The organism is Ornithinibacter aureus (assembly GCF_009858245.1).
Classification (GTDB): domain Bacteria; phylum Actinomycetota; class Actinomycetes; order Actinomycetales; family Dermatophilaceae; genus Fodinibacter; species Fodinibacter aureus.
On sequence record NZ_VMSB01000001.1, the window covers coordinates 1,962,135 to 1,980,809 of the forward strand.

Consider the following 18,675-nt stretch of genomic DNA (forward strand, 5'->3'; position numbering starts at 1 on the left):
GCCTCTGTCGTGCAGCGTATGCCGTGCGCGGTCGCGGATGCCGCGTCCCGGCATCCGCGCACCGGCATCCGCGCACACGTCACCGTCAGCTCCAGTCGAGCACGACCTTGCCGCCGACCCCCGAGCGGGTCTCGTCGAAGGCGGCCTGCCAGTCGGCCGCTGCGTACCGACCCGTCACCACCGACGACACGGCCGTGCGCAGCTCGGGCGAGGTCGCGAGCATCGAGCCCATGAGGTACCAGGTCTCGAACATCTCGCGCCCGTAGATGCCGCGCAGCGTGATCATGTGGGTGATGACCCGTCCCCAGTCGATGGCGTAGCGGTCCTTGGGCAGGCCGAGCATCGCGACCCGGCCGCCGTGGTTCATGTTCGCCAGCAGGTCCTCGACGGCAGCCGGCGACCCGGACATCTCCAGAGCGATGTCGAACCCCTCTGCCATCCCCAGGTCGCGCTGGGCATCGCGCAGGCTCTGGCCGGCGGACACGTCGACGACGAGGTCGGCCCCGGCCGCCGAGGCGAGCGCCAGGCGTCCGGCCGACATGTCCGTGACGACGATCCGGCGCGCCCCCGCGTGCCGCACGACCGCCGTCGCCATGACACCGATCGGCCCGGCCCCGGTGATGACGACGTCCTCGCCGACGACCGGCCACTGCAGCGCCGTGTGCGTGGCATTGCCGAGCGGGTCGAACAGCGCCCCGAGGTCGGGGTCGAGGTCGGTCGGCTGCACCCAGGCGTTCGTCGCCGGGATGACGACGAAGTCGGCAAAGGCGCCGTCACGGTTCACGCCGACGCCCACGGTGTTGATGCACAGGTGCCGGCGCCCGGCCCGGCAGTTGCGGCAGGTGCCGCAGACCAGGTGCCCCTCCCCCGAGACCCGGTCGCCGACGGCCACGTGGTCGACGTCGGCCCCCACCTCCACGACCTCGCCGAAGAACTCGTGCCCGAGCGTCATCGGGGCGCGCACCGTGGCCGCCGCCCACTCGTCCCACTGCTCGAGGTGCAGGTCGGTGCCGCACAGGCCGGCCCGCAGCACCCTGATCTTGACGTCCTTGTCGCCACAGTCGGGCTCGGGGATCTCGACGAGTTCGAGACCGGGGCCGGCAGTGACCTTCCGCAGTGCGCGCATGGCGCCATCATGCCGCTCCACCCGTGCACCGACAGGGATGCCGGGGACACCGTTCGTCGCTCGACGCGCGCCGTTCGCCGCGCAGCGCCCCGCCGCACACCGAAGCCAGTCACCCGCCCGCCGCGCGGGTCGCAACGGGGGGTGCACAACGGCATCCGGCCACGCCCACTCTGGGACCCGATCCCGAGCAACGTTGCCCGGGCAGACCCAGGAGGTGGCCGTGAGCGTCGAAGCTCGCCCAGGCGCCGACGACCCCTACGTCGCGCTGCAAGAGACCGATGAGTTCCAGGACCTTCGCAGGAAGTTCCGCGGCTTCGTCTTCCCGATGACCGCGTTCTTCCTCGCCTGGTACTTCCTGTACGTGCTGCTGTCGATCTTCGCCCCCGGCTTCATGAACAAGCCGATCAGCGGCCTGGTCACCGTGGGCCTGGTGTTCGGCCTGCTGCAGTTCGTCACGACGTTCGCCATCACGTTCATCTACGCGCGCTGGGCCGGCCGGACGTTCGACCCCGCCGCTGAGTCCCTCGGCGCCCGGATGGATGCCATGTCCGCCCCGAAGGGAGACCAGTCGTGAGCGCGCTCCTCCTCCCTGCAGTCGAGGCCACCACCGCCGGCAGCCCAGCCCTCAACATCGGGATCTTCCTCGCCTTCGTCGTCTTCACCCTCGGCATCGTCATCAAGGTGGCCGGCGGCAAGAAGACGGCCGAGCAGTACTACACCTCGGCCGGTGCCTTCTCCGGTCGCCAGAACGGCATCGCCATCGCCGGTGACTACCTCTCGGCAGCATCCTTCCTCGGCATCGCCGGCGCCATCGCCCTCTCGGGCCTGGACGGGTTCCTCTACTCCATCGGCTTCCTCGTCGCCTGGCTCGTCGCCCTGCTGCTCGTCGCCGAGCTCATGCGCAACATCGGCCGCTTCACCATGGCCGACGTCCTGTCCTACCGCCTCAAGCAGCGCCCCGTGCGCATCGCCACCTCGGTGTCGGTCATGTGCGTGTCGCTGTTCTACCTGCTCGCCCAGATGGCCGGTGCCGGTGGCCTCGTGTCGCTGCTGCTCGGTGTCACGGGTGAGGCCGCGCAGAACATCGTCATCGCCATCGTGGGTGTCGTCATGCTCGCCTACGTCCTCATCGGCGGCATGAAGGGCACCACCTGGGTGCAGATCATCAAGGCGGTGCTCCTCATCGCCGGTGCGGCCGTCATCACCGTGTGGACCCTGGCCAAGTTCGGCTTCTCCCTGACCGCGCTGTTCCAGGGCGCCGTCGACACGACCGCAGCGTCCACCGTGGAGAAGACCGCCGCCAGCGCCGACAAGCTGACGACCTACGGCCTGAAGTACGGCAAGGACACCGTCACCAAGATCGACTTCATCTCGCTCTCGATGGCTCTGGTGCTCGGCACCGCCGGTCTGCCGCACGTGCTCCAGCGCTTCTACACCGTCCCCACCGCCAAGGAGGCCCGTCGCTCGGTCGAGTGGGCGATCTGGCTCATCGGCGGCTTCTACCTGCTCACCCTGGTCATCGGCTTCGGCGCCGCCGCCCTCGTCGGCCCCGACGCCATCAACGCCGCTCCCGGCAAGGCCAACGCCGCCGCCCCGCTGCTGGCCTACGAGCTCGGTGGCAGCTGGCTGCTCGGCATCATCTCCGGTATCGCGTTCGCGACGATCCTGGCGGTGGTCGCGGGGTTGACCATCGCGGCATCCGCCTCGTTTGCCCACGACCTCTACAAGGAGGGCTTCAAGAAGGGCCAGACGAGCGGCGACACCGAGTTCAAGGTCGCTCGCCTCGCGGCCGTCGTCATCGGCCTGGTCGCCATCGGCGGTGGGATGCTCGCCAAGAGCCAGAACATCGCGTTCCTCGTGGCCCTGGCCTTCGCGGTCGCGGCCTCGGCGAACCTGCCGACGATCCTGTACTCGCTGTTCTGGAAGGGCTTCACGACCAAGGGCGCCCTGTGGTCGATCTACGGCGGGCTCATCGCCTCGATCGGTCTGATCATCTTCAGCCCGGTGGTCTCCGGCAAGCCGGCCGACCCCAAGACCGGCCTGTCACCGTCGATGATCACCAACGCGAACATCGACTTCCACTGGTTCCCGCTCGACAACCCGGGCCTGGTCTCGATCCCGCTGGCCTTCTTCCTCGGCTGGCTCGGGTCCGTGCTCTCCAAGGAGCACGACGCCCAGAAGTACGCCGAGATGGAGGTCCGCAGCCTCACCGGTCACGGTGTCGCGGAGGCGGTCAACCACTGAGGCTCACCTGAGCCCAATGAGAAGTGAGTCAAGGGCGGATGCCGTGCCACGGCATCCGCCCTTCTTCACCCGGCAAAGCCCTACTCTCCTGGACAAGCCTTGTCCGGGAGAGTGGGGCTTTATCGGGTCACCCGATAAAGCCCCAGGGCGGGGGCGGCGCCGTGGGATCTGGCCGGATGCCGTGGCACCGGTTCTCGGGTCGGGCCGGGTCAGGCGTGGGCGTGCGCCTCGGCGCGCATCCGGGCCGCCAGGTCGTCGTCGACGCTCTCGAAGAACGTGCCGACGACACCCTCGAGCTGGTCCAGGCTCTGCGCCTCGAACAGCACGGGCTGGTAGGCCGTGATGTCGTAGTTGAGGGTGCCCATCGTCGGGATGTCGAGAGGGCGGATGTCCATGTGCGAGAACTCGTCGAGCTCGCCGTAGCTGGAGAGGATGCCGGCACCGTAGGCCTTGGTGACCCCGCCGTCGTTCATCACCCCGAACTCGATGGTGAACCAGAAGACGTCGGCGACGAACTGCAGGGCGTCCTCGGTCTCCAGGCGCTCACTGGCCTCTCCCGCGGCCTGCGCGATCGCCGCGAAGCGCGGGCTCGCGAGCTGGTTCGCGTGGCCGATGACCTCGTGGATGATGTCGGGCTCCGGCGTGTACAGCGGCTCGCTCGGGTGGCGCAGGTACTGCGTGGAGTTGAAGGTGCGGCGCCCGAGGTCGGCGTAGAACTCGCGAAGGGGAACCAGGCCCGGCGCCGCGGTGTAGCACCAGCCGGTGAGCGGCATGAGCGCCTGGGTCACCTCGTGGAGCTGGGGCACGCGGTCGGTCGGCAGGGCGAGGGCGGCCTTGGCCTCGAGGTACTCGGGGTGGGCGTACCGCGCGTGCTTCGCCGCGAGCTCGGCGGACACCAGTGCCCAGACGCCGTGCTCCTCGTCGGTGTAGTCGATCGTCGGCACCGGCTGCCCGGGCCGGTGCGCCAGAGAGGCCGAGGCGATGTCGGCCCGCCGGGCGCGGTACACCGGGTCGGTGAAGCCGGGGTGGTCCTCGCCCAGGTGCACCTGCACCTGACCGTCGGCGTCGGTCGTGACGGCTGAGTAGAGCTGGCCCTCTTCGAACACGGTCATCGCCTCCTTGCGCATCGTGGACGGCCGATCGGGCCGTTCTCGTCACGGTTCCACGGATGCCGCGCGGATGGAACCGTTGCCCGACGCGGTGGTCAATGCGCGCACCATCGCGCCACCCGGCATCCGAAAACACTGGTCAACCTGCCTACCAACTCGCAGTTCTTGCACTCCAGCCACCTGACAGCAGGTGGCTGGAGTGCAAGAAGTCGCGCTGCTCAGGGTGCGCGACGGGCGGTCGGGGCACCCCGCTCGGCGCAGCCGCGGCCCGCCCGACGGCATCCTCGGACGGGCTGGTTGCTCCCAGCCCACCGCTGGGGTTGGCTAGGGCCAGTCACTCAACGAGGAGGATCACCGCCGTGACCGACGACAGCCTGTCCAGCCACGCCCACGAGCTCGACCTTGCCCCCGCCCCGGCCTTCGCGGCCCAGGCCAACGGCACCGCCGAGATGTACGACGCCGCTGCAGCCGATCACGAGGGCTTCTGGGCCCAGCAGGCCCGCGAGCGCATCACCTGGGCGACCGACTTCGAGCGCACCCTGGACTGGGACGACGCCCCGTTCGCCAAGTGGTTCGTCGGCGGCCAGCTCAACGTCGCGTACAACTGCGTCGACCGCCACGTCGAGGCCGGCAACGGCGACCGGGTCGCGATCCACTTCGAGGGCGAGGGCGGCGACACCCGCACGATCACCTACGCCGACCTCCAGCGCGAGGTGTGCAAGACCGCCAACGCCCTGACCGAGCTCGGCGTGGGCACCGGCGACACCGTGGCCATCTACATGCCGATGATCCCCGAGACCGTCTTCACGATGCTGGCCTGCGCCCGGCTCGGCGCCCCGCACTCGGTCATCTTCGGCGGGTTCTCCGCCGAGGCCCTGCACACCCGCATCGACGACGCCCAGTGCAAGGTCGTCGTGACCACCGACGGGCAGTTCCGGCGCGGTAAGCCCTCCCCCCTCAAGCCCGCCGTCGACGAGGCGCTTCAGTACCCCAACCCGGTGCAGAAGGTCCTCGTCGTGCGCCGCACCGAGACCGACGTCGACTGGCACGAGGGCCGCGACGTCTGGTGGCACGACGTCGTCGACCGCCAGGCCGACACCCACGAGGCCCAGCCGCACGACAGCGAGCACCCACTGTTCATCCTCTACACGAGTGGCACGACCGGAAAGCCCAAGGGCATCTTCCACACCAGCGGTGGCTACCTCACGCAAGCGGCCTACACCAACTCCGTCGTCCACGACCTGCACCCCGAGACCGACGTCTACTGGTGCACCGCCGACGTCGGCTGGGTCACCGGCCACTCGTACATCGTCTACGGGCCACTCGCCAACGGCGCCACCCAGGTCATGTACGAGGGCACCCCCGACACCCCGCACCAGGGCCGCTGGTGGGAGCTCATCGAGAAGTACAAGGTCTCGATCCTCTACACCGCCCCCACGGCGATCCGCACGTTCATGAAGTGGGGCGACGACATCCCCGCCAAGTTCGACCTGTCCTCCGTTCGCGTGCTCGGCAGCGTCGGCGAGCCGATCAACCCCGAGGCCTGGCTCTGGTACCGCAAGCACATCGGCGGCAACACCGCCCCCATCGTCGACACCTGGTGGCAGACCGAGACCGGCGGCATCATGATCAGCCCGCTGCCCGGTGTCACGACGCTCGAGCCCGGGTCGGCCCAGCGCCCGATCCCCGGCATCTCCGCCGAGATCCTCGACGACGAGGGGATGCCGTTCACCGAGGCCGAGAAGGTCGGGTACCTCGTGCTCACCAAGCCGTGGCCGGCGATGCTGCGCGGCATCTGGGGCGACCCCGAGCGGTACAAGGACACCTACTGGACCCGCTTCGGCCCGAAGTACTACTTCGCCGGCGACGGCGCGAAGTATGACGAGAAGGGCAACATCTGGCTGCTCGGCCGGGTCGACGACGTCATGAACGTCTCCGGCCACCGCCTGTCGACGGCCGAGATCGAGTCGGCGCTGGTGTCGCACCCGGCGGTGGCCGAGGCCGCGGTCGTCGGGGCGTCGGACGAGACCACCGGCCAGGCCGTGTGCGCCTTCGTCATCCTGCGCGGCGACGCCACCGACGAGGGCGACGCCACGGTGCAGGCGCTGCGCAACCACGTGGCCCACGAGATCGGCCCGATCGCCAAGCCGCGCTCGATCATGATCGTGCCCGAGCTGCCCAAGACCCGCTCCGGCAAGATCATGCGCCGCCTGCTCAAGGACGTCGCCGAGGGTCGCGACATCGGCGACGCGACGACGCTGGCCGACTCCTCGGTGATGAGCCTCATCGCCAAGGGGATGCCGGGCGGCGGCTCGTCGAGCTGACCTCGCGCCCCCCGTACCCCGCTGACGTCCGGCAGGTTGGTTGCCGCAGGCACCAACCTGCCGGACGTTGTGCATGGGCCCTTGACAGCTCGCGCGTGTGAGGATGCCGGGATGACCCGCATCGGCATCGTCACCTCCAGCACCCGCCCGACCCGGATCGGCCACCACGTGGCCCAGTGGGTGGCCACCCAGGCGCCCGACGGTGTCGAGGTCGAACCCATCGACCTGCGTGACCTCGCCCTGCCCCTGCTCGACGAGCCCGAGATGCCGTCGAGCGGCCACTACGCGCACGAGCACACCAAGCGCTGGGCCGCCCTCGTCGACGGTGTCGACGCCGTCGTGTTCGTCATGCCGGAGTACAACCGAGGCTACAACGCAGCACTGAAGAACGCGATCGACTACCTGTACGCGGAGTGGCAGGGAAAGCCGGTCGCGTGCGTCGGCTACGGCTGGGGCGGGGCGCAGTACGCCCGGTCCGCGCTGCGCCAGACGCTGGACCGGGTGGGCATGGTCGTCGTCGACGGGGCTGCCCTGGTCTTCGAGGAGACGCTCTCGACGCAGGGCGCCGTGACTGCTGACGACACCCTGGCGGCCGACGTCGCGGCCCTGTACGGCGCCCTGGTCGCAGCAGCACCCACCGAGCCGGGCACCGGCTCGGCTGGCTAGACTGCCCGCGGAGCGCCGGGAAGTCTGGTCGGCACCGTTGAAGCGACCCCGAGGACGACCGACCACGAGGAGCAGCCATGACCGACTCGACTCCACCCCGCAAGAACGGCACGATCCTTCGGCGTCCGGCCTGGGCGGAAAGCCAGTACGTCGCCGAGGCACTTCGGACCGAGACCATCGGTGGGGCCCTGCTCCTCGTCGCCGCCGTCGCGGCTCTCATCTTCGCCAACAGCCCGTGGCGTGAAGCCTACGAGACCCTGCGGGGCACCTACGTCGGCCCCGAGTGGGGCGACCTGCGGCTGAGCCTTGGTCACTGGGCCGCCGACGGGCTGCTCGCGATCTTCTTCTTCGTCGCCGGGCTCGAGCTCAAGCGCGAGTTCCTCGTCGGCGAACTGCGCACGGTGGCCAAGGCCGCGGTGCCGGTCACCGCGGCTGTCGGCGGCGTGATCATGCCGGCCCTCGTCTTCGTCGGCATCGTGCTGGCCCTCGGTGGAGACAGCCAGGCACTGCGGGGCTGGGCCATCCCGACCGCCACCGACATCGCCTTCGCGCTGGCCGTCCTCGCCGTGATCGGGTCCTACCTGCCCTCGGCCCTGCGCTCGTTCTTGCTCACCCTCGCGGTCGTCGACGACCTCATCGCCATCACGATCATCGCGATCTTCTACACCGCCGACCTCGAGGTCACGGCCCTGCTCTGGGCGGCGCTGCCGCTAGCTGCATTCGCGATGCTCGTGCAGCGACGGATCACCTTCTGGTGGCTGCTCATCCCGTTGGCATTCGCCACGTGGGCGCTCGTCCACGCCTCGGGGGTGCACGCCACCGTCGCCGGTGTCCTGCTCGGGTTGGTCGTGCCGGTCAAGGCCCGGGCCTCGGTCCCGCGGATCAGCACGCTCGAGCGTGACACCGACGTCGCCCACCGCTTCGAGCACCGCATCCGCCCGCTCTCGGCCGGCTTCGCCGTGCCCGTGTTCGCCTTCTTCGCCTCCGGAGTGACCGTGATCGGGGGCGGGTTCGCCGCAGCGGCCGCCGACGAGGTGGCCATCGCCATCGTGTGTGCCCTCGTGCTCGGCAAGCTCTTCGGGGTCTTCGGCACGACGTGGCTGCTGGCGCGCTTCACCCGGGCCGAGCTCGACGAAGGGCTGGGGTGGCGCGACGTCTTCGGCCTCGCACTGCTCACCGGGGTCGGCTTCACCGTCTCCCTGCTCGTCGGCGACCTCGCCTTCGGGGAGGGCTCCGAGCGCAATGACCACGTCAAGCTGGCCGTGCTGACGGGTTCCCTGCTCGCCGCGATCCTCGCCTCGATCGTGTTGCGGCTGCGCAACACGCACTACAAGCAGATCGCCGAGCTCGAGAGCCACGACGGCGACGCCGACGGCATCCCCGACGTCTACCAGCGCGACGACACCTGACCCCAGCCGCGTCCCGAACGGGGTGCTCACGCGGTGGCCCGCGCGACCGTCCCAGCACCCGACGGCGAGGTCCCGAGTAGGGTCGGGGAGACGGCTTTCGACACAGCGGGACCACGGCGGAGGATTCATGGCAGGCACACCGGGCAGCGAGCGCACCATCGGTCAACTCGTGGCCGATGCCACGCATGACCTCCAGGGCTTGGTCCGCAGCGAGATCGCGCTGGCCAAGGCCGAGGTGACCAGTGGCGCCAAGGATGTCGGCAAGGGTGCCGGCCTGCTCGCCGCGGCAGCGTTCTTCGGCCTCATGGGCCTGGTGTTCCTGCTCCACGGCGCGGCCTGGGGCCTGGCCGAGGCGCTGCCGATCTGGGCGGGCTACCTCATCGTCGCCGTGGTCGTGCTCGTGCTCGCCGCGATCCTCGGCATGCTCGGCAAGAAGTCGCTCGAGACGGCCAAGCCCGCACCCGACCGGGCCATCGACCAGGCGCAGCAGACGATCGCCGCCCTGAAGAAGACCACCGACGCCGCCTGAGCGTCGGCGTCGCTCAGCCGGCAGCACACCGCCCGGTGGAGACCGGCACGGCATTCGGCCCGCCTTGCGCCAGCACGCCGCTGATCTCGTCGAGGGTCAGGGCATACCCGGTGTCGGGGTCGTCGAGCGACGTCGCGAAGATCATGCCGACGACCGCCCCCGTCGGGTCGAGGAGCGGCCCACCGGACGCACCCCGGCGCACCTGGGCGCGCAGCGAGTAGACCTCACGAACCACGCTCGACGTCGAGTAGATGTCGGCACCACGGGCCGTGATGACGTCGCGGACCCGGGCACCATCGACCCACAACCCGTCGTCCCCGGGGAAGCCGGCGACGACAGCGGCCGCGCCCGCCTCGAGGGGCGCCCCCACCTGCAGGGCCGGCGCCCTGAGACCCTCGACGGCAAGGACCGCCACGTCGCGCCGCGGGTCGAATGCCACGACGCGTGCTGAGCGCTCACGGCCCCGGTCGCCGACCCTGACACGAACCCGCTCGGCTCCGGCCACGACGTGCGCGTTGGTGGCGACCCGACCCGGGGACACCACCCAGCCGCTGCCCACCTGCCCCCGATCACAGGTCTGCGACTCCGCCCGCACGTGGATCACCGAGCGGAGCGCGCGCCGGACGTTCGGGTCGTCCGCGACGGTCGGGTCGGGCGCCTCCACAGAGGAGATGGGCTCGGGCCCGGCCCCGTCGAAGACCCGGGGGAAGCCCTGCCGGTCCAGCGCTTCGGTCACGTCCTCGACGAGGCCGTCGGCCGAGGACGGAACCAGCGTGTCCAGCGCCCGGGCCACCGTGGATCCTTCGACGAGGTCGCGCGCGATGCTGGGGCCGCCGGCCCGCACCGCGCTGGCCACCACCCACATGACGAGGGCCGCTGCCACGAGCACGGCGATCGAGCCGAGGGCGGAGTCGAGCGCCCGGGCCACCGGCACGTCGATCGACTCACGCAGCCGCCGGCCGATCTGGAGCATGAGGACCTGGCCCAGGGCAGCGCAGACGAGCACCGACAGCACGAGGAACGCCAGCCCCGACGAGGTGCCCACGGAGTGCCCGAGGTGATCCTCGATCACCCCCGGAGCCACCCGTACGGCGACGAAAGCGCCGCCGACCAGACCGGCGAGGCCGAGCAGTGCCGAGACGAAGCCCTGACGCCAGCCGCTCCACGCATAGGCGAGAAGCAGCATCACGAGCAGGAGGTCGAGCCCGGCAGAACCACTCACCGGGTCGGGCCCTCGTCGAGCTGTTTCATCCACGGCGACATGACCCGGTCGGGAAGCGGGCGCTCGACCGTGTCGTCCCAGGGCACGGCGATGCCGGCGAGGTCGAACAGGCTGCTCAGCAGCATCGCGGTGAACCCCCACACGAACAGGTCGTCGACCTCGAACGCGGGGCCTCGATACGGGCCGAACACCGCGGTGAACCGGTTCGTGGGGTCGAGCAGCCTCGGCACCGGCACCCGCAGCACCCGCTCGACCTCCCCTCGATCGACCACCCCGACGGGGACCGGCCTGGGCCACCAGCCCAGCACCGGGGTCACCGCGTGCTGGCTCGGCGAGAGGTACACCTCGGGAAAGGTTGCGAGCACGTGGACCCCCGACGGGTCGAGCCCGACCTCTTCCTCGGCCTCGCGCAGGGCCGCCCCGACGGACCCGTCGTCGTCGGGGTCGATGCCGCCCCCGGGGAAGGACACCTGGCCGGGGTGGGCACGCAATGTGTGGGCCCGCTCGGTGAGGACGACGTCCTCACCCCCGCTGGGGTCGGGCCCGAAGAGCATCAGCACCGCGGACCGGCGCTCGACACCCTCCGGCGGTGTGTAGGACGCGAACCAGTCGTGCTCGGCGACGTCGTGCCGGGAGGCCAGGGCCGTGAGCCAAGCGGGGGTGGGAGCGCTCACGACTGAACCGGGATGCCGTCGGTCGCGTCACCGGGCAGCGCGTCACCGGGCAGCGGACCAGGCGGTGGGTCGGGCAGCGCCGCACCCGGGGCGAGCTCGTAGGAGAGCAGCGCCCGGGCCTTCACCGGGTCGGTCTCCCCCTCGCCGTAGGACGGGCACCACTGGGCGACCGGGCAGGCTCCGCACGCGGGCTTGCGGGCGTGGCAGGTGCGGCGTCCGTGGAAGATCAGGACGTGGCTGAGCATCGTCCAGTCCTTGCGCGGGAACAGCTCGGCGATCGCTGCCTCGACCTTGATCGGGTCGGTGTGCTCGGTCCACTGGAAGCGGCGGACCAGGCGGCCGAAGTGGGTGTCGACGGTCAGACCGGGCACGCCGAAGGCATTGCCCAGCACGACGTTGGCCGTCTTGCGCCCCACGCCGGGCAGGGTCACAAGGTCCTCGAGGCGGGACGGGACCTCACCGTCGAAGCGCTCGACGATCGCCGCGCTCAGCGTGATGACGGAGTTGGTCTTGGCCCGGAAGAACCCTGTCGGCCGCAACACCGCCTCCATCTCCTCCCGGTCGGCGCCCGCGAGCGCCTGCGCCGTCGGCCACCGGGAGAACAGGGTGGGAGTCACAGAGTTCACCATGACGTCGGTGGTCTGGGCGGAGAGCACGGTCGCGACGAGCAGATGCAGCGGGGTCTCGAAGTCGAGCTCGCAGTGGGCATACGGATAGCGCTCGAGCAGCGCCCGGTAGGTGCGCCGCGCCCGCCGGGTCAGCGCCACCGGCGACTCCTCGCCGACGCGCAGGCGCCGAACGGCGGCGGAGGGGGTCACGGACACCCGCGCAGCCTACGACGTGACCCTGACATCGCCGAGGTGGGCAACCGGCATCCACCCGCCCCCGACCTCTCCCGAACGTGGGTGAAGATCGTCGGCTGGACGACGATTTTCACCCACGTTGGTGATGAGAGCGAGGGCCGCGGGGCGACTCTGGCACACTGTGGCCCGTGGATCACGACGTCGTGCGCAGAGCCCCGCTGTTCGCCGCCCTCGATGAGGAAGCGGCCGAGTCACTGATCGCCAACATGAGCCCAGCCCTGCTCGAACGTGGTGACGTGCTCTTCCACGAGGGCGATCAGGGCGACCGGCTCTACGTCATCGGCGAGGGCAAGATCAAGCTCGGGCGCTCCAGCAGCGACGGCCGCGAGAACCTGCTCGCCATCCTCGGCCCCGGCGAGATGTTCGGCGAGCTGTCGCTGTTCGACCCCGGGCCGCGCACCGCCACGGCAACGGCGGTCGCCGAGACGCAGGTCGTGTCGATGGGCCACGACCAGCTCAAGGACTTCCTGGGCACGCACCCAGGGGTGGCCCCGACCCTGCTCTCCGCCCTCGCGCGCCGCTTGCGCCGCACCAACGACGTGCTCGCCGACCTGGTGTTCACCGACGTGCCCGGCCGTGTCGCCAAGGCGCTGCTCGACCTCGCCGAGCGCTTCGGTCGCCCCGTCGAGGAGGGCCTGCTCGTCGCCCACGACCTCACCCAGGAAGAGCTCGCGCAGCTCGTCGGCGCCTCCCGCGAGACGGTGAACAAGGCGCTGGCCGACTTTGCGTCGCGGGGCTGGTTGCGCCTCGAGGCGCGCGCCGTGCTGCTGACCGACGTCGAGCGGTTGAAGCGCCGCGCCCGCTGACGCTCGCCCTCACCGCTCCCGGTCGAGGTACTCCAGCTGCGCCCGGATCGACATCCGCGCAGCCGGCCACACCGTGCTCGGCACGTCCGCGTAGACCCGCTGCAGCACGCCCTCGACGACATCGATCTCGGATGCCGCGCCGTCGGCGAGCGCTTGGCGCACCTGTTCCAGCCGCTCGGCACGATGGGTGCGGTAGTACGCGACCATCGCCCCGGCATCCGGGACGAGGGGTCCGTGGCCGGGCAGGATCGCGGTCGCGCCTGCGTCACCGGTGAGGGCGTGGAGTCGGTCGAGGGAGTCGAGGTAGGCAGCGAGCTCGCCGTCGGGGTGGGCCACCACGGTGGTTCCGCGACCGAGCACCGTGTCACCGGTGAGCAGGGCGTGGTCGGCGGGCAGGGCGAGCGAGATCGAGTCGCAGGTGTGCCCCGGGGTCGCCACGATCCGCAGGTCGAGGCCACCGGTGCGCACGACGTCGCCGTCGGCAAGGTCGTCGTGGCCCCGACCGACCGCACGCACGGGGGCCCCGGTGAGCTCGGCGAACCGCGGCGCGGCCTCGGCGTGATCGGCGTGCCCGTGGGTGAGGACGGTCAGCGCGACCCGCGCCCCGGCATCCGCGACGACGGCGAGCACGGTCGCCAGGTGCGCCTCGTCGAGCGGCCCGGGGTCGACCACCACGGCGTCGGTGGCTCCGGGTTCGAGCAGCACCCAGGTGTTCGTGCCGTCCAAGGTCATGGGGCCGGGGTTGGGGGCGAGCACGCAGTGGGCGCGCGGCGTGATCTGGCCGCCCGCCCAGGGTGCGGTGACCGACGGCGGCGGGGTCGCGCTCATGCCACCGCAGTATGCCCCGCCGTGCGCCTGAACCAGGGCATCAGGGTGCGGCTAGGGCAGGACGGTGCGCAGCACGGGGATGCCGTCCGCCCCCGCCACGAGTTCGGGCACCACGCGCGCGACGCGAGGTCGGTGCGCGAGGAACGCCGCGGCATCCGAGAAGTCCGCGAGCTCCTCGAGCGAGATCACGGTCGGTGGCAGCATCCGCACCTGCCCGGCTCGGTGCCGGGCCAGCAGGTCACCGGGCCGGACCCACGCGCTGTGGTCGGACTCGGTCGTCGTTCCCCGCGCCTGCTGGGCATTCGGCATGCCGGCAGCGAGGATCCACGTGTCGTACCGGCGCGGCTCGAACTCAGGCGTCACCCAGTGGGCCCGACCCCTCAGGTCGGGCACGGTGAGCACGACCCCGCACTCCTCCTCCACCTCGCGCACCGCGGCCGCCGCGAAGGGTGCCGCGACGTCCGCCGTCACCCCCATGACGGCGGCCAGGTCGGCCAGCCCGGGGGTCGCGGGGTCCAACGCGTGGTCCACCGCGTCGACCCCACCGCCGGGGAAGACGACCGTCGAGGGGGCGAACGCCATCGACGCCACCCGGCGCTGCACGTAGACCTCGGGCCCGACGGCGCCGTCGCGCACGAGCATCACGGTGGCCGCCAATCGCGGAACCGCGATCGAGCGCTCCGCAGCCGCCAGCCATGCCTGCGCCCGCGCCGCCAACCCGGGGTCGCGTGACACCGGGTGCTCGACCACCCGACCCGACGTCACCGACCCACTCCGAGAACCGAGGTCAGTCGCGGACGTGGACGATGACCTCGACCTCGACGGGCGCCCCGAGCGGCAGGGCCACGACGCCGACCGCCGAGCGGGCGTGCCGACCGGCATCCCCGAAGACGTCGCCGAACAGCTCGCTGGCGCCGTTGATGACGCCGGGCTGCCCGGTGAACGACGGGTCGGAGGCCACGAAGCCGACGACCTTGACCACGCGCTCGACCCGGTCGAGGTCACCCACGACCGACTTCACGGCAGCCAGCGCGTTCAGCGCGCACACGGCCGCGAGCTCCTTGGCGCGCTCGGGCGAGACGAACCCCTCACCCTCGCCGACGGCGCCGGTCTCGGCCAGGACGCCGCCGACCATCGGCACCTGCCCCGAGACGTACACCCGCGACCCGTCGAGCACGGCGGGAACGTAGGCGGCCAGGGGCGGCACGATCTCCGGCAGCTCGAGCCCGAGCTCGGCCAGACGGGCCTCGACGGCACCCATGTCAGGCCTTCGGGCGCTTGAGGTAGGCCACGAGGTTGCCCTCGGGCATGACGAGAACCTGGACGAGGTCCCAGCCGTCGGCACCCCACTGGTCGAGGATCTGCTTGGTGGCGTGCACGACGAGCGGCACGGTCGCGTACTCGTAGGTCGTCATGTCCGCAACCCTAGCGCCGGGCCGGCGCTGGGCTAGCGTGACGCAGATGAGCGAGCGTCCAGCAGAGCGCCCCGCCGACCGCACCGAGATCACCGGCCCCCACCGAAGCGACGTCTACGACGTCTGGGAGCCAGACCCGCACCGGGCCCGCGGGGTGACGGTCGCCCTGATCCACGGCGGCTTCTGGCGCGAGCGCTACGACCGGCACCACCTCGCTCCCCTGGCCCGGGCGCTGGCCGACGACGGGTTCCACGTCGCGAACCTCGAGTACGCGCGAGCGGGGATGCCGGGGGGCGGCTGGCCGGGGACCGGCACCTCGGTCCTCGCCCAGCTCACCGCGGTCCACGCCGACTCGGCCCTGCCTGAGAGGATCGTCGCCGTGGGGCACTCCGCGGGCGGGCACCTGGCCCTGTGGGTGGCCTCGGCAGACCGCGCCCCCTGGCTGACCGGAGCCGTCGCCCTGGCGCCGGCCGCCGACCTGGGTGAGGTCGACCGGCTCGGCCTGAGCGACCACGCGGCCCGCAACCTCATCGGCGCCTGCCCCGACGACGCCCCGCAGGCCTGGGCCGACGCCGACCCCGCCCGCCAGCGACTGACCCGACCCACGGTGATCGTGAGCGGCGAGCGCGACGACGACGTCCCGGCATCCGTCATCGAGTCCTACCTGGCCACGCGCACACCGGACGATCCGATCCACAGCGCCGTCGCCCTCGGCGCAGACCACTTCGCCGTCATCGACCCGCAGGCGCCGGCATACCTGCTGGTCCTCGCCGAGATCGAGGAGCTCACCCTCGCCACCCACTGACGGCCCTGACCAAGGATTCGAGGATGCCGTGAGGGCCCGCCTAGGCTGGTGGGCGTGTCCACTCCCTCTCTCGCACGTGCCTTAGACGGGGTGCGCCTGCACATCGTGACCGGCAAGGGAGGCGTCGGCAAGACCACCGTCGCCGCCAGCCTGGCCCTGTCGCTGGCCAGCCAGGGCAAGCGGGTGCTGCTCGTCGAGGTCGAGGGGCGTCAGGGCATCAGCCAGACCTTCGACGTGCCCCCGCTCGGCACCGACGAGGTGCGCCTGGTCACCCATGCCGGTGGCGGCGAGCTGTGGGGGCTGTCGGTCGACGCCAAGGCCGCGCTCATGGAGTACCTCCAGATGTTCTACAAGCTCGGCCGCGCCGGCGGGGCCCTGGAGAAGATGGGCGTCGTCGACTTCGCGACGACGATCGCCCCCGGGGTGCGCGACGTGCTGCTCACGGGGAAGGTCTACGAGGCGGTCGGGCGCACGACGGGCAACCGCCGCGGCCAGGGCGCGAAGGTGTGGGATGCCGTCGTCCTCGACGCCCCGCCCACCGGCCGCATCACCCGCTTCCTGGACGTCACCGCCCAAGTGGCCGACCTCGCCCGGATCGGCCCGATCCACTCACAGGCCGAGTCGATCACCCGCATGCTGCGCCACCGCGAGAGCGTCGTGCACATCGTGACCCTGCTCGAGGAGATGCCGGTGCAGGAGAGTGTGGATGCCGTTGCCGAGCTGTCCGCTGCTGGCTTCGGTGTGGGGACGGTCATCGTGAACCTGGTGCGCGAGCCCATCGTCGACGAGGCCCTGCTCGAGGTCGCCGCCGCCGAGCCTGACCGGGTCGCCGAGCAGGTGCGGTCCGACCTCGTCTCCGTCGGGGTCAAGGCGTCGAAGGCCACCGTCACGGGGCTGCTCAGCCAAGCGCACGACCACGCCGAGCGGGTGGCGCTCGAGCGCGACCTGGCTGCCGAGGTCGAGGCCCAGGGCCTGCCGACGCTCCGCCTGCCGGCGCTGCCGACCGGCGTCGAGGACGGCGGCATCACCGTGCTCGCCGACGCCCTGACCGCGCAGGGGGTGCGCTGATGGCCCGCCGCCCCGCACCCGCCCGGCTCGACGTCGACGCACTGCTGGCCGACCCCGACACGGGGATCATCGTGTGTTGCGGCTCGGGAGGGGTCGGCAAGACGACCACCGCCGCGGCGCTGGGGGTGCGCGCGGCCGAGTCCGGACGCCGCGTCGTCGTGCTGACCATCGACCCGGCCCGACGGCTCGCCCAGTCCCTCGGCCTGACCGAGCTCGACAACGTCCCACGTCCGGTCGACGGGGTGGGCGAGGGCGCCGGGGGCAGCCTCGACGCGATGATGCTCGACATGAAGCGCACCTTCGACGAGGTCGTCGAGGCGCACTCCACCCCGGACAAGGCCGCGCAGATCCTGGCCAACCCCTTCTACCAGGCCGTCTCCAGCTCGTTCGCGGGCACGCAGGAGTACATGGCGATGGAGAAGCTCAGCCAGCTGCGAGCCCAGGCCGACCGCGAGGGCACCTGGGACCTCGTCATCGTCGACACCCCGCCGTCCCGCTCGGCCCTGGACTTCCTCGACGCCCCCAAGCGGCTCGGCTCCTTCCTCGACGGCCGGTTCATCCGGCTGCTCACGGCGCCGGCCCGAGCCGGCGGGCGGGCCTACCTCAAGGTCTTCAGCGTCAGCGCGACCATCGCGGCCGCGGCGATCTCCAAGGTGCTCGGAGGCGCGTTCCTGGCCGACGTGCAGACCTTCGTCGCCGCCCTCGACACGATGTTCGGCGGGTTCCGCGAACGGGCCGACCTCACCTACGCCCTGCTCAAGGAACCCACGACGGCGTTCGTCGTCGTGGCCGCTCCAGAACGTGACGCCCTGCGGGAGGCCGCCTACTTCGTCGAGCGGCTCGAGAGCGAGGGGATGCCGCTGGCGGGCGTCGTCGTCAACCGCATGCAGGCGCTGGCCGCGCCGTCACTGAGCGGGGGCCGGGCGACCGCGGCTGCCGAGCAGCTCGAGGATGCCGGGGGCAGCGAGCTCGCTCCAGCGCTGCTGCGCCTGCACGCCGACCTGTCCTCGATCGCCGAGCGTCACGAGGGGCACGTGCGCCGGTTCGTCGCCGGCCACCCCGGGGTGCCGGTCTCGACCGTTCCGGCGAGCGCGACCGACATCCACGACCTCGAGGGGTTGCGCACGGTCGGTGCCGCGCTGGCAGCCACCTGACACGCAGGCCACCCCTCGTGAAGGGCGGGTCTTCAGAATGGGCGGGTCAGGCGATGGCGCCCTGGACCGCTGCGCCCTTGACCTGGGCGAGGAGCCCGCTCCACGACTGGACGTCGGGGCGACGCCGCAGCAGGGCCCGGCGCTCACGCTCGGTCATCCCACCCCAGACACCGAACTCCGTGCGGTTGTCGAGCGCGTCGGCGAGGCACTCGGCCATCACCGGGCAGCCCTTGCACATGACCTTCGCGGCGCGCTGGGCCTTTCCCTGCACGAACAAGGCGTCAGGGTCCTCGTCCGCGCAGTGGCCCAGACCGGCCCAGTCGGCAACCCAGTCCCCCAGTGCTGGTGCGAGCTCCGGTGCGGCGCTCATGTCTACCCCTGTTCAGCAAGAGCCTCAAGCGGCTCGAACAGCGCGGTGATGAGTACCGACCGC

General features: G+C 71.3%; 20 protein-coding genes. 10 read left to right on the forward strand and 10 right to left on the reverse strand.

The window, feature by feature from the left end; translation table 11 throughout:
* Nucleotides 1-85 precede the first annotated feature (85 nt).
* Entirely contained in the window at nt 86-1,126 is a 1,041-nt protein-coding gene (tdh, locus tag C8E84_RS09315) for an L-threonine 3-dehydrogenase (RefSeq protein ID WP_159901510.1), read from the reverse strand.
* Between the two features lie 220 nt (nt 1,127-1,346).
* Between tdh and C8E84_RS09320 the strand changes: the two genes are divergently transcribed.
* Nucleotides 1,347-1,700 carry a DUF485 domain-containing protein gene (locus C8E84_RS09320; RefSeq protein ID WP_246196865.1) on the forward strand — a complete coding sequence of 118 codons (354 nt, stop codon included), beginning with the start codon at nt 1,347-1,349 and terminating at the stop codon, nt 1,698-1,700.
* Nucleotides 1,697-3,370: a solute symporter family protein gene (locus C8E84_RS09325; RefSeq protein ID WP_159901514.1), complete on the forward strand. Its 1,674-nt coding sequence runs from the start codon at nt 1,697-1,699 to the stop codon at nt 3,368-3,370. Before C8E84_RS09320 ends, C8E84_RS09325 begins: the two co-directional genes overlap by 4 nt.
* Before the next feature lie 209 nt (nt 3,371-3,579).
* Here the strand turns inward: C8E84_RS09325 and C8E84_RS09330 are convergent, their stop codons facing one another.
* Nucleotides 3,580-4,482 (reverse strand): phenylalanine 4-monooxygenase, encoded by a 903-nt coding sequence (locus C8E84_RS09330; protein ID WP_246196866.1) that lies wholly within the window; start codon nt 4,480-4,482, stop codon nt 3,580-3,582.
* Nucleotides 4,483-4,838: 356 nt separating this feature from the next.
* Between C8E84_RS09330 and acs the strand changes: the two genes are divergently transcribed.
* The 4 genes from acs (at nt 4,839) to C8E84_RS09350 (ending at nt 9,407) form a co-directional block, all read left to right on the forward strand.
* Nucleotides 4,839-6,803 (forward strand): acetate--CoA ligase, encoded by a 1,965-nt coding sequence (acs, locus tag C8E84_RS09335; protein ID WP_159901516.1) that lies wholly within the window; start codon nt 4,839-4,841, stop codon nt 6,801-6,803.
* Nucleotides 6,804-6,914: 111 nt separating this feature from the next.
* Nucleotides 6,915-7,469, forward strand: a complete 555-nt coding sequence (locus C8E84_RS09340; protein WP_159901518.1) for an NADPH-dependent FMN reductase — start codon at nt 6,915-6,917, stop codon at nt 7,467-7,469.
* Between the two features lie 77 nt (nt 7,470-7,546).
* Complete coding sequence (gene nhaA / locus C8E84_RS09345) at nt 7,547-8,878, forward strand: Na+/H+ antiporter NhaA (protein ID WP_159901520.1); 1,332 nt, start codon at nt 7,547-7,549, stop codon at nt 8,876-8,878.
* Between the two features lie 127 nt (nt 8,879-9,005).
* The gene (locus C8E84_RS09350) at nt 9,006-9,407 is read left to right on the forward strand and encodes a phage holin family protein (RefSeq protein WP_159901522.1); all 402 of its coding nucleotides are present in this window, start codon (nt 9,006-9,008) and stop codon (nt 9,405-9,407) included.
* Between the two features lie 13 nt (nt 9,408-9,420).
* Here C8E84_RS09350 and C8E84_RS09355 read toward each other — a convergent pair whose 3' ends face one another.
* The 3 genes from C8E84_RS09355 to nth are packed head-to-tail and all read right to left on the reverse strand — an operon-like array spanning nt 9,421 to nt 12,127.
* On the reverse strand, nt 9,421-10,629 hold the full coding sequence (locus tag C8E84_RS09355; RefSeq protein WP_159901524.1) for a MarP family serine protease: 1,209 nt from the start codon (nt 10,627-10,629) through the stop codon (nt 9,421-9,423).
* Entirely contained in the window at nt 10,626-11,303 is a 678-nt protein-coding gene (locus tag C8E84_RS09360; RefSeq protein WP_246196867.1) for an NUDIX hydrolase, read from the reverse strand. The genes C8E84_RS09355 and C8E84_RS09360 overlap by 4 nt, the downstream gene beginning before the upstream one ends.
* Nucleotides 11,300-12,127, reverse strand: a complete 828-nt coding sequence (nth, locus tag C8E84_RS09365) for an endonuclease III (protein WP_246196868.1) — start codon at nt 12,125-12,127, stop codon at nt 11,300-11,302. Before nth ends, C8E84_RS09360 begins: the two co-directional genes overlap by 4 nt.
* A 167-nt stretch (nt 12,128-12,294) precedes the next feature.
* Here nth and C8E84_RS09370 point away from each other — a divergent pair, with 167 nt between their 5' ends.
* Nucleotides 12,295-12,972 (forward strand): Crp/Fnr family transcriptional regulator, encoded by a 678-nt coding sequence (locus C8E84_RS09370; RefSeq protein ID WP_159901526.1) that lies wholly within the window; start codon nt 12,295-12,297, stop codon nt 12,970-12,972.
* A 9-nt stretch (nt 12,973-12,981) separates the two neighbouring features.
* Here C8E84_RS09370 and C8E84_RS09375 read toward each other — a convergent pair whose 3' ends face one another.
* The 4 genes from C8E84_RS09375 to C8E84_RS17660 are packed head-to-tail and all read right to left on the reverse strand — an operon-like array spanning nt 12,982 to nt 15,215.
* Nucleotides 12,982-13,800: an MBL fold metallo-hydrolase gene (locus tag C8E84_RS09375; protein ID WP_159901528.1), complete on the reverse strand. Its 819-nt coding sequence runs from the start codon at nt 13,798-13,800 to the stop codon at nt 12,982-12,984.
* Nucleotides 13,801-13,851: 51 nt separating this feature from the next.
* Nucleotides 13,852-14,565, reverse strand: coding sequence for an NUDIX hydrolase (locus C8E84_RS09380; RefSeq protein ID WP_211675459.1), 714 nt, complete (start codon nt 14,563-14,565; stop codon nt 13,852-13,854).
* Nucleotides 14,566-14,587: 22 nt separating this feature from the next.
* The gene (locus C8E84_RS09385) at nt 14,588-15,061 is read right to left on the reverse strand and encodes a RidA family protein (RefSeq protein WP_159901532.1); all 474 of its coding nucleotides are present in this window, start codon (nt 15,059-15,061) and stop codon (nt 14,588-14,590) included.
* A gap of 1 nt (nt 15,062) precedes the next feature.
* A complete protein-coding gene (locus C8E84_RS17660) occupies nt 15,063-15,215 on the reverse strand; it encodes a DUF4177 domain-containing protein (RefSeq protein WP_170296277.1) in 153 nt (50 codons plus the stop codon).
* Between the two features lie 46 nt (nt 15,216-15,261).
* Here C8E84_RS17660 and C8E84_RS09390 point away from each other — a divergent pair, with 46 nt between their 5' ends.
* From C8E84_RS09390 to bagB, 3 genes are read left to right on the forward strand one after another with little or no spacing between them, the layout of a single operon-like run.
* The gene (locus C8E84_RS09390) at nt 15,262-16,020 is read left to right on the forward strand and encodes an alpha/beta hydrolase (protein ID WP_159901534.1); all 759 of its coding nucleotides are present in this window, start codon (nt 15,262-15,264) and stop codon (nt 16,018-16,020) included.
* A gap of 54 nt (nt 16,021-16,074) precedes the next feature.
* The gene (gene bagA, locus C8E84_RS09395; RefSeq protein ID WP_159901536.1) at nt 16,075-17,088 is read left to right on the forward strand and encodes an ATPase BagA; all 1,014 of its coding nucleotides are present in this window, start codon (nt 16,075-16,077) and stop codon (nt 17,086-17,088) included.
* Nucleotides 17,088-18,242, forward strand: coding sequence for an ArsA family ATPase (gene bagB, locus C8E84_RS09400; protein ID WP_159901538.1), 1,155 nt, complete (start codon nt 17,088-17,090; stop codon nt 18,240-18,242). Before bagA ends, bagB begins: the two co-directional genes overlap by 1 nt.
* Before the next feature lie 46 nt (nt 18,243-18,288).
* Here the strand turns inward: bagB and C8E84_RS09405 are convergent, their stop codons facing one another.
* A complete protein-coding gene (locus C8E84_RS09405) occupies nt 18,289-18,612 on the reverse strand; it encodes a WhiB family transcriptional regulator (RefSeq protein ID WP_159901540.1) in 324 nt (107 codons plus the stop codon).
* Between the last annotated feature and the right edge of the window lie 63 nt (nt 18,613-18,675).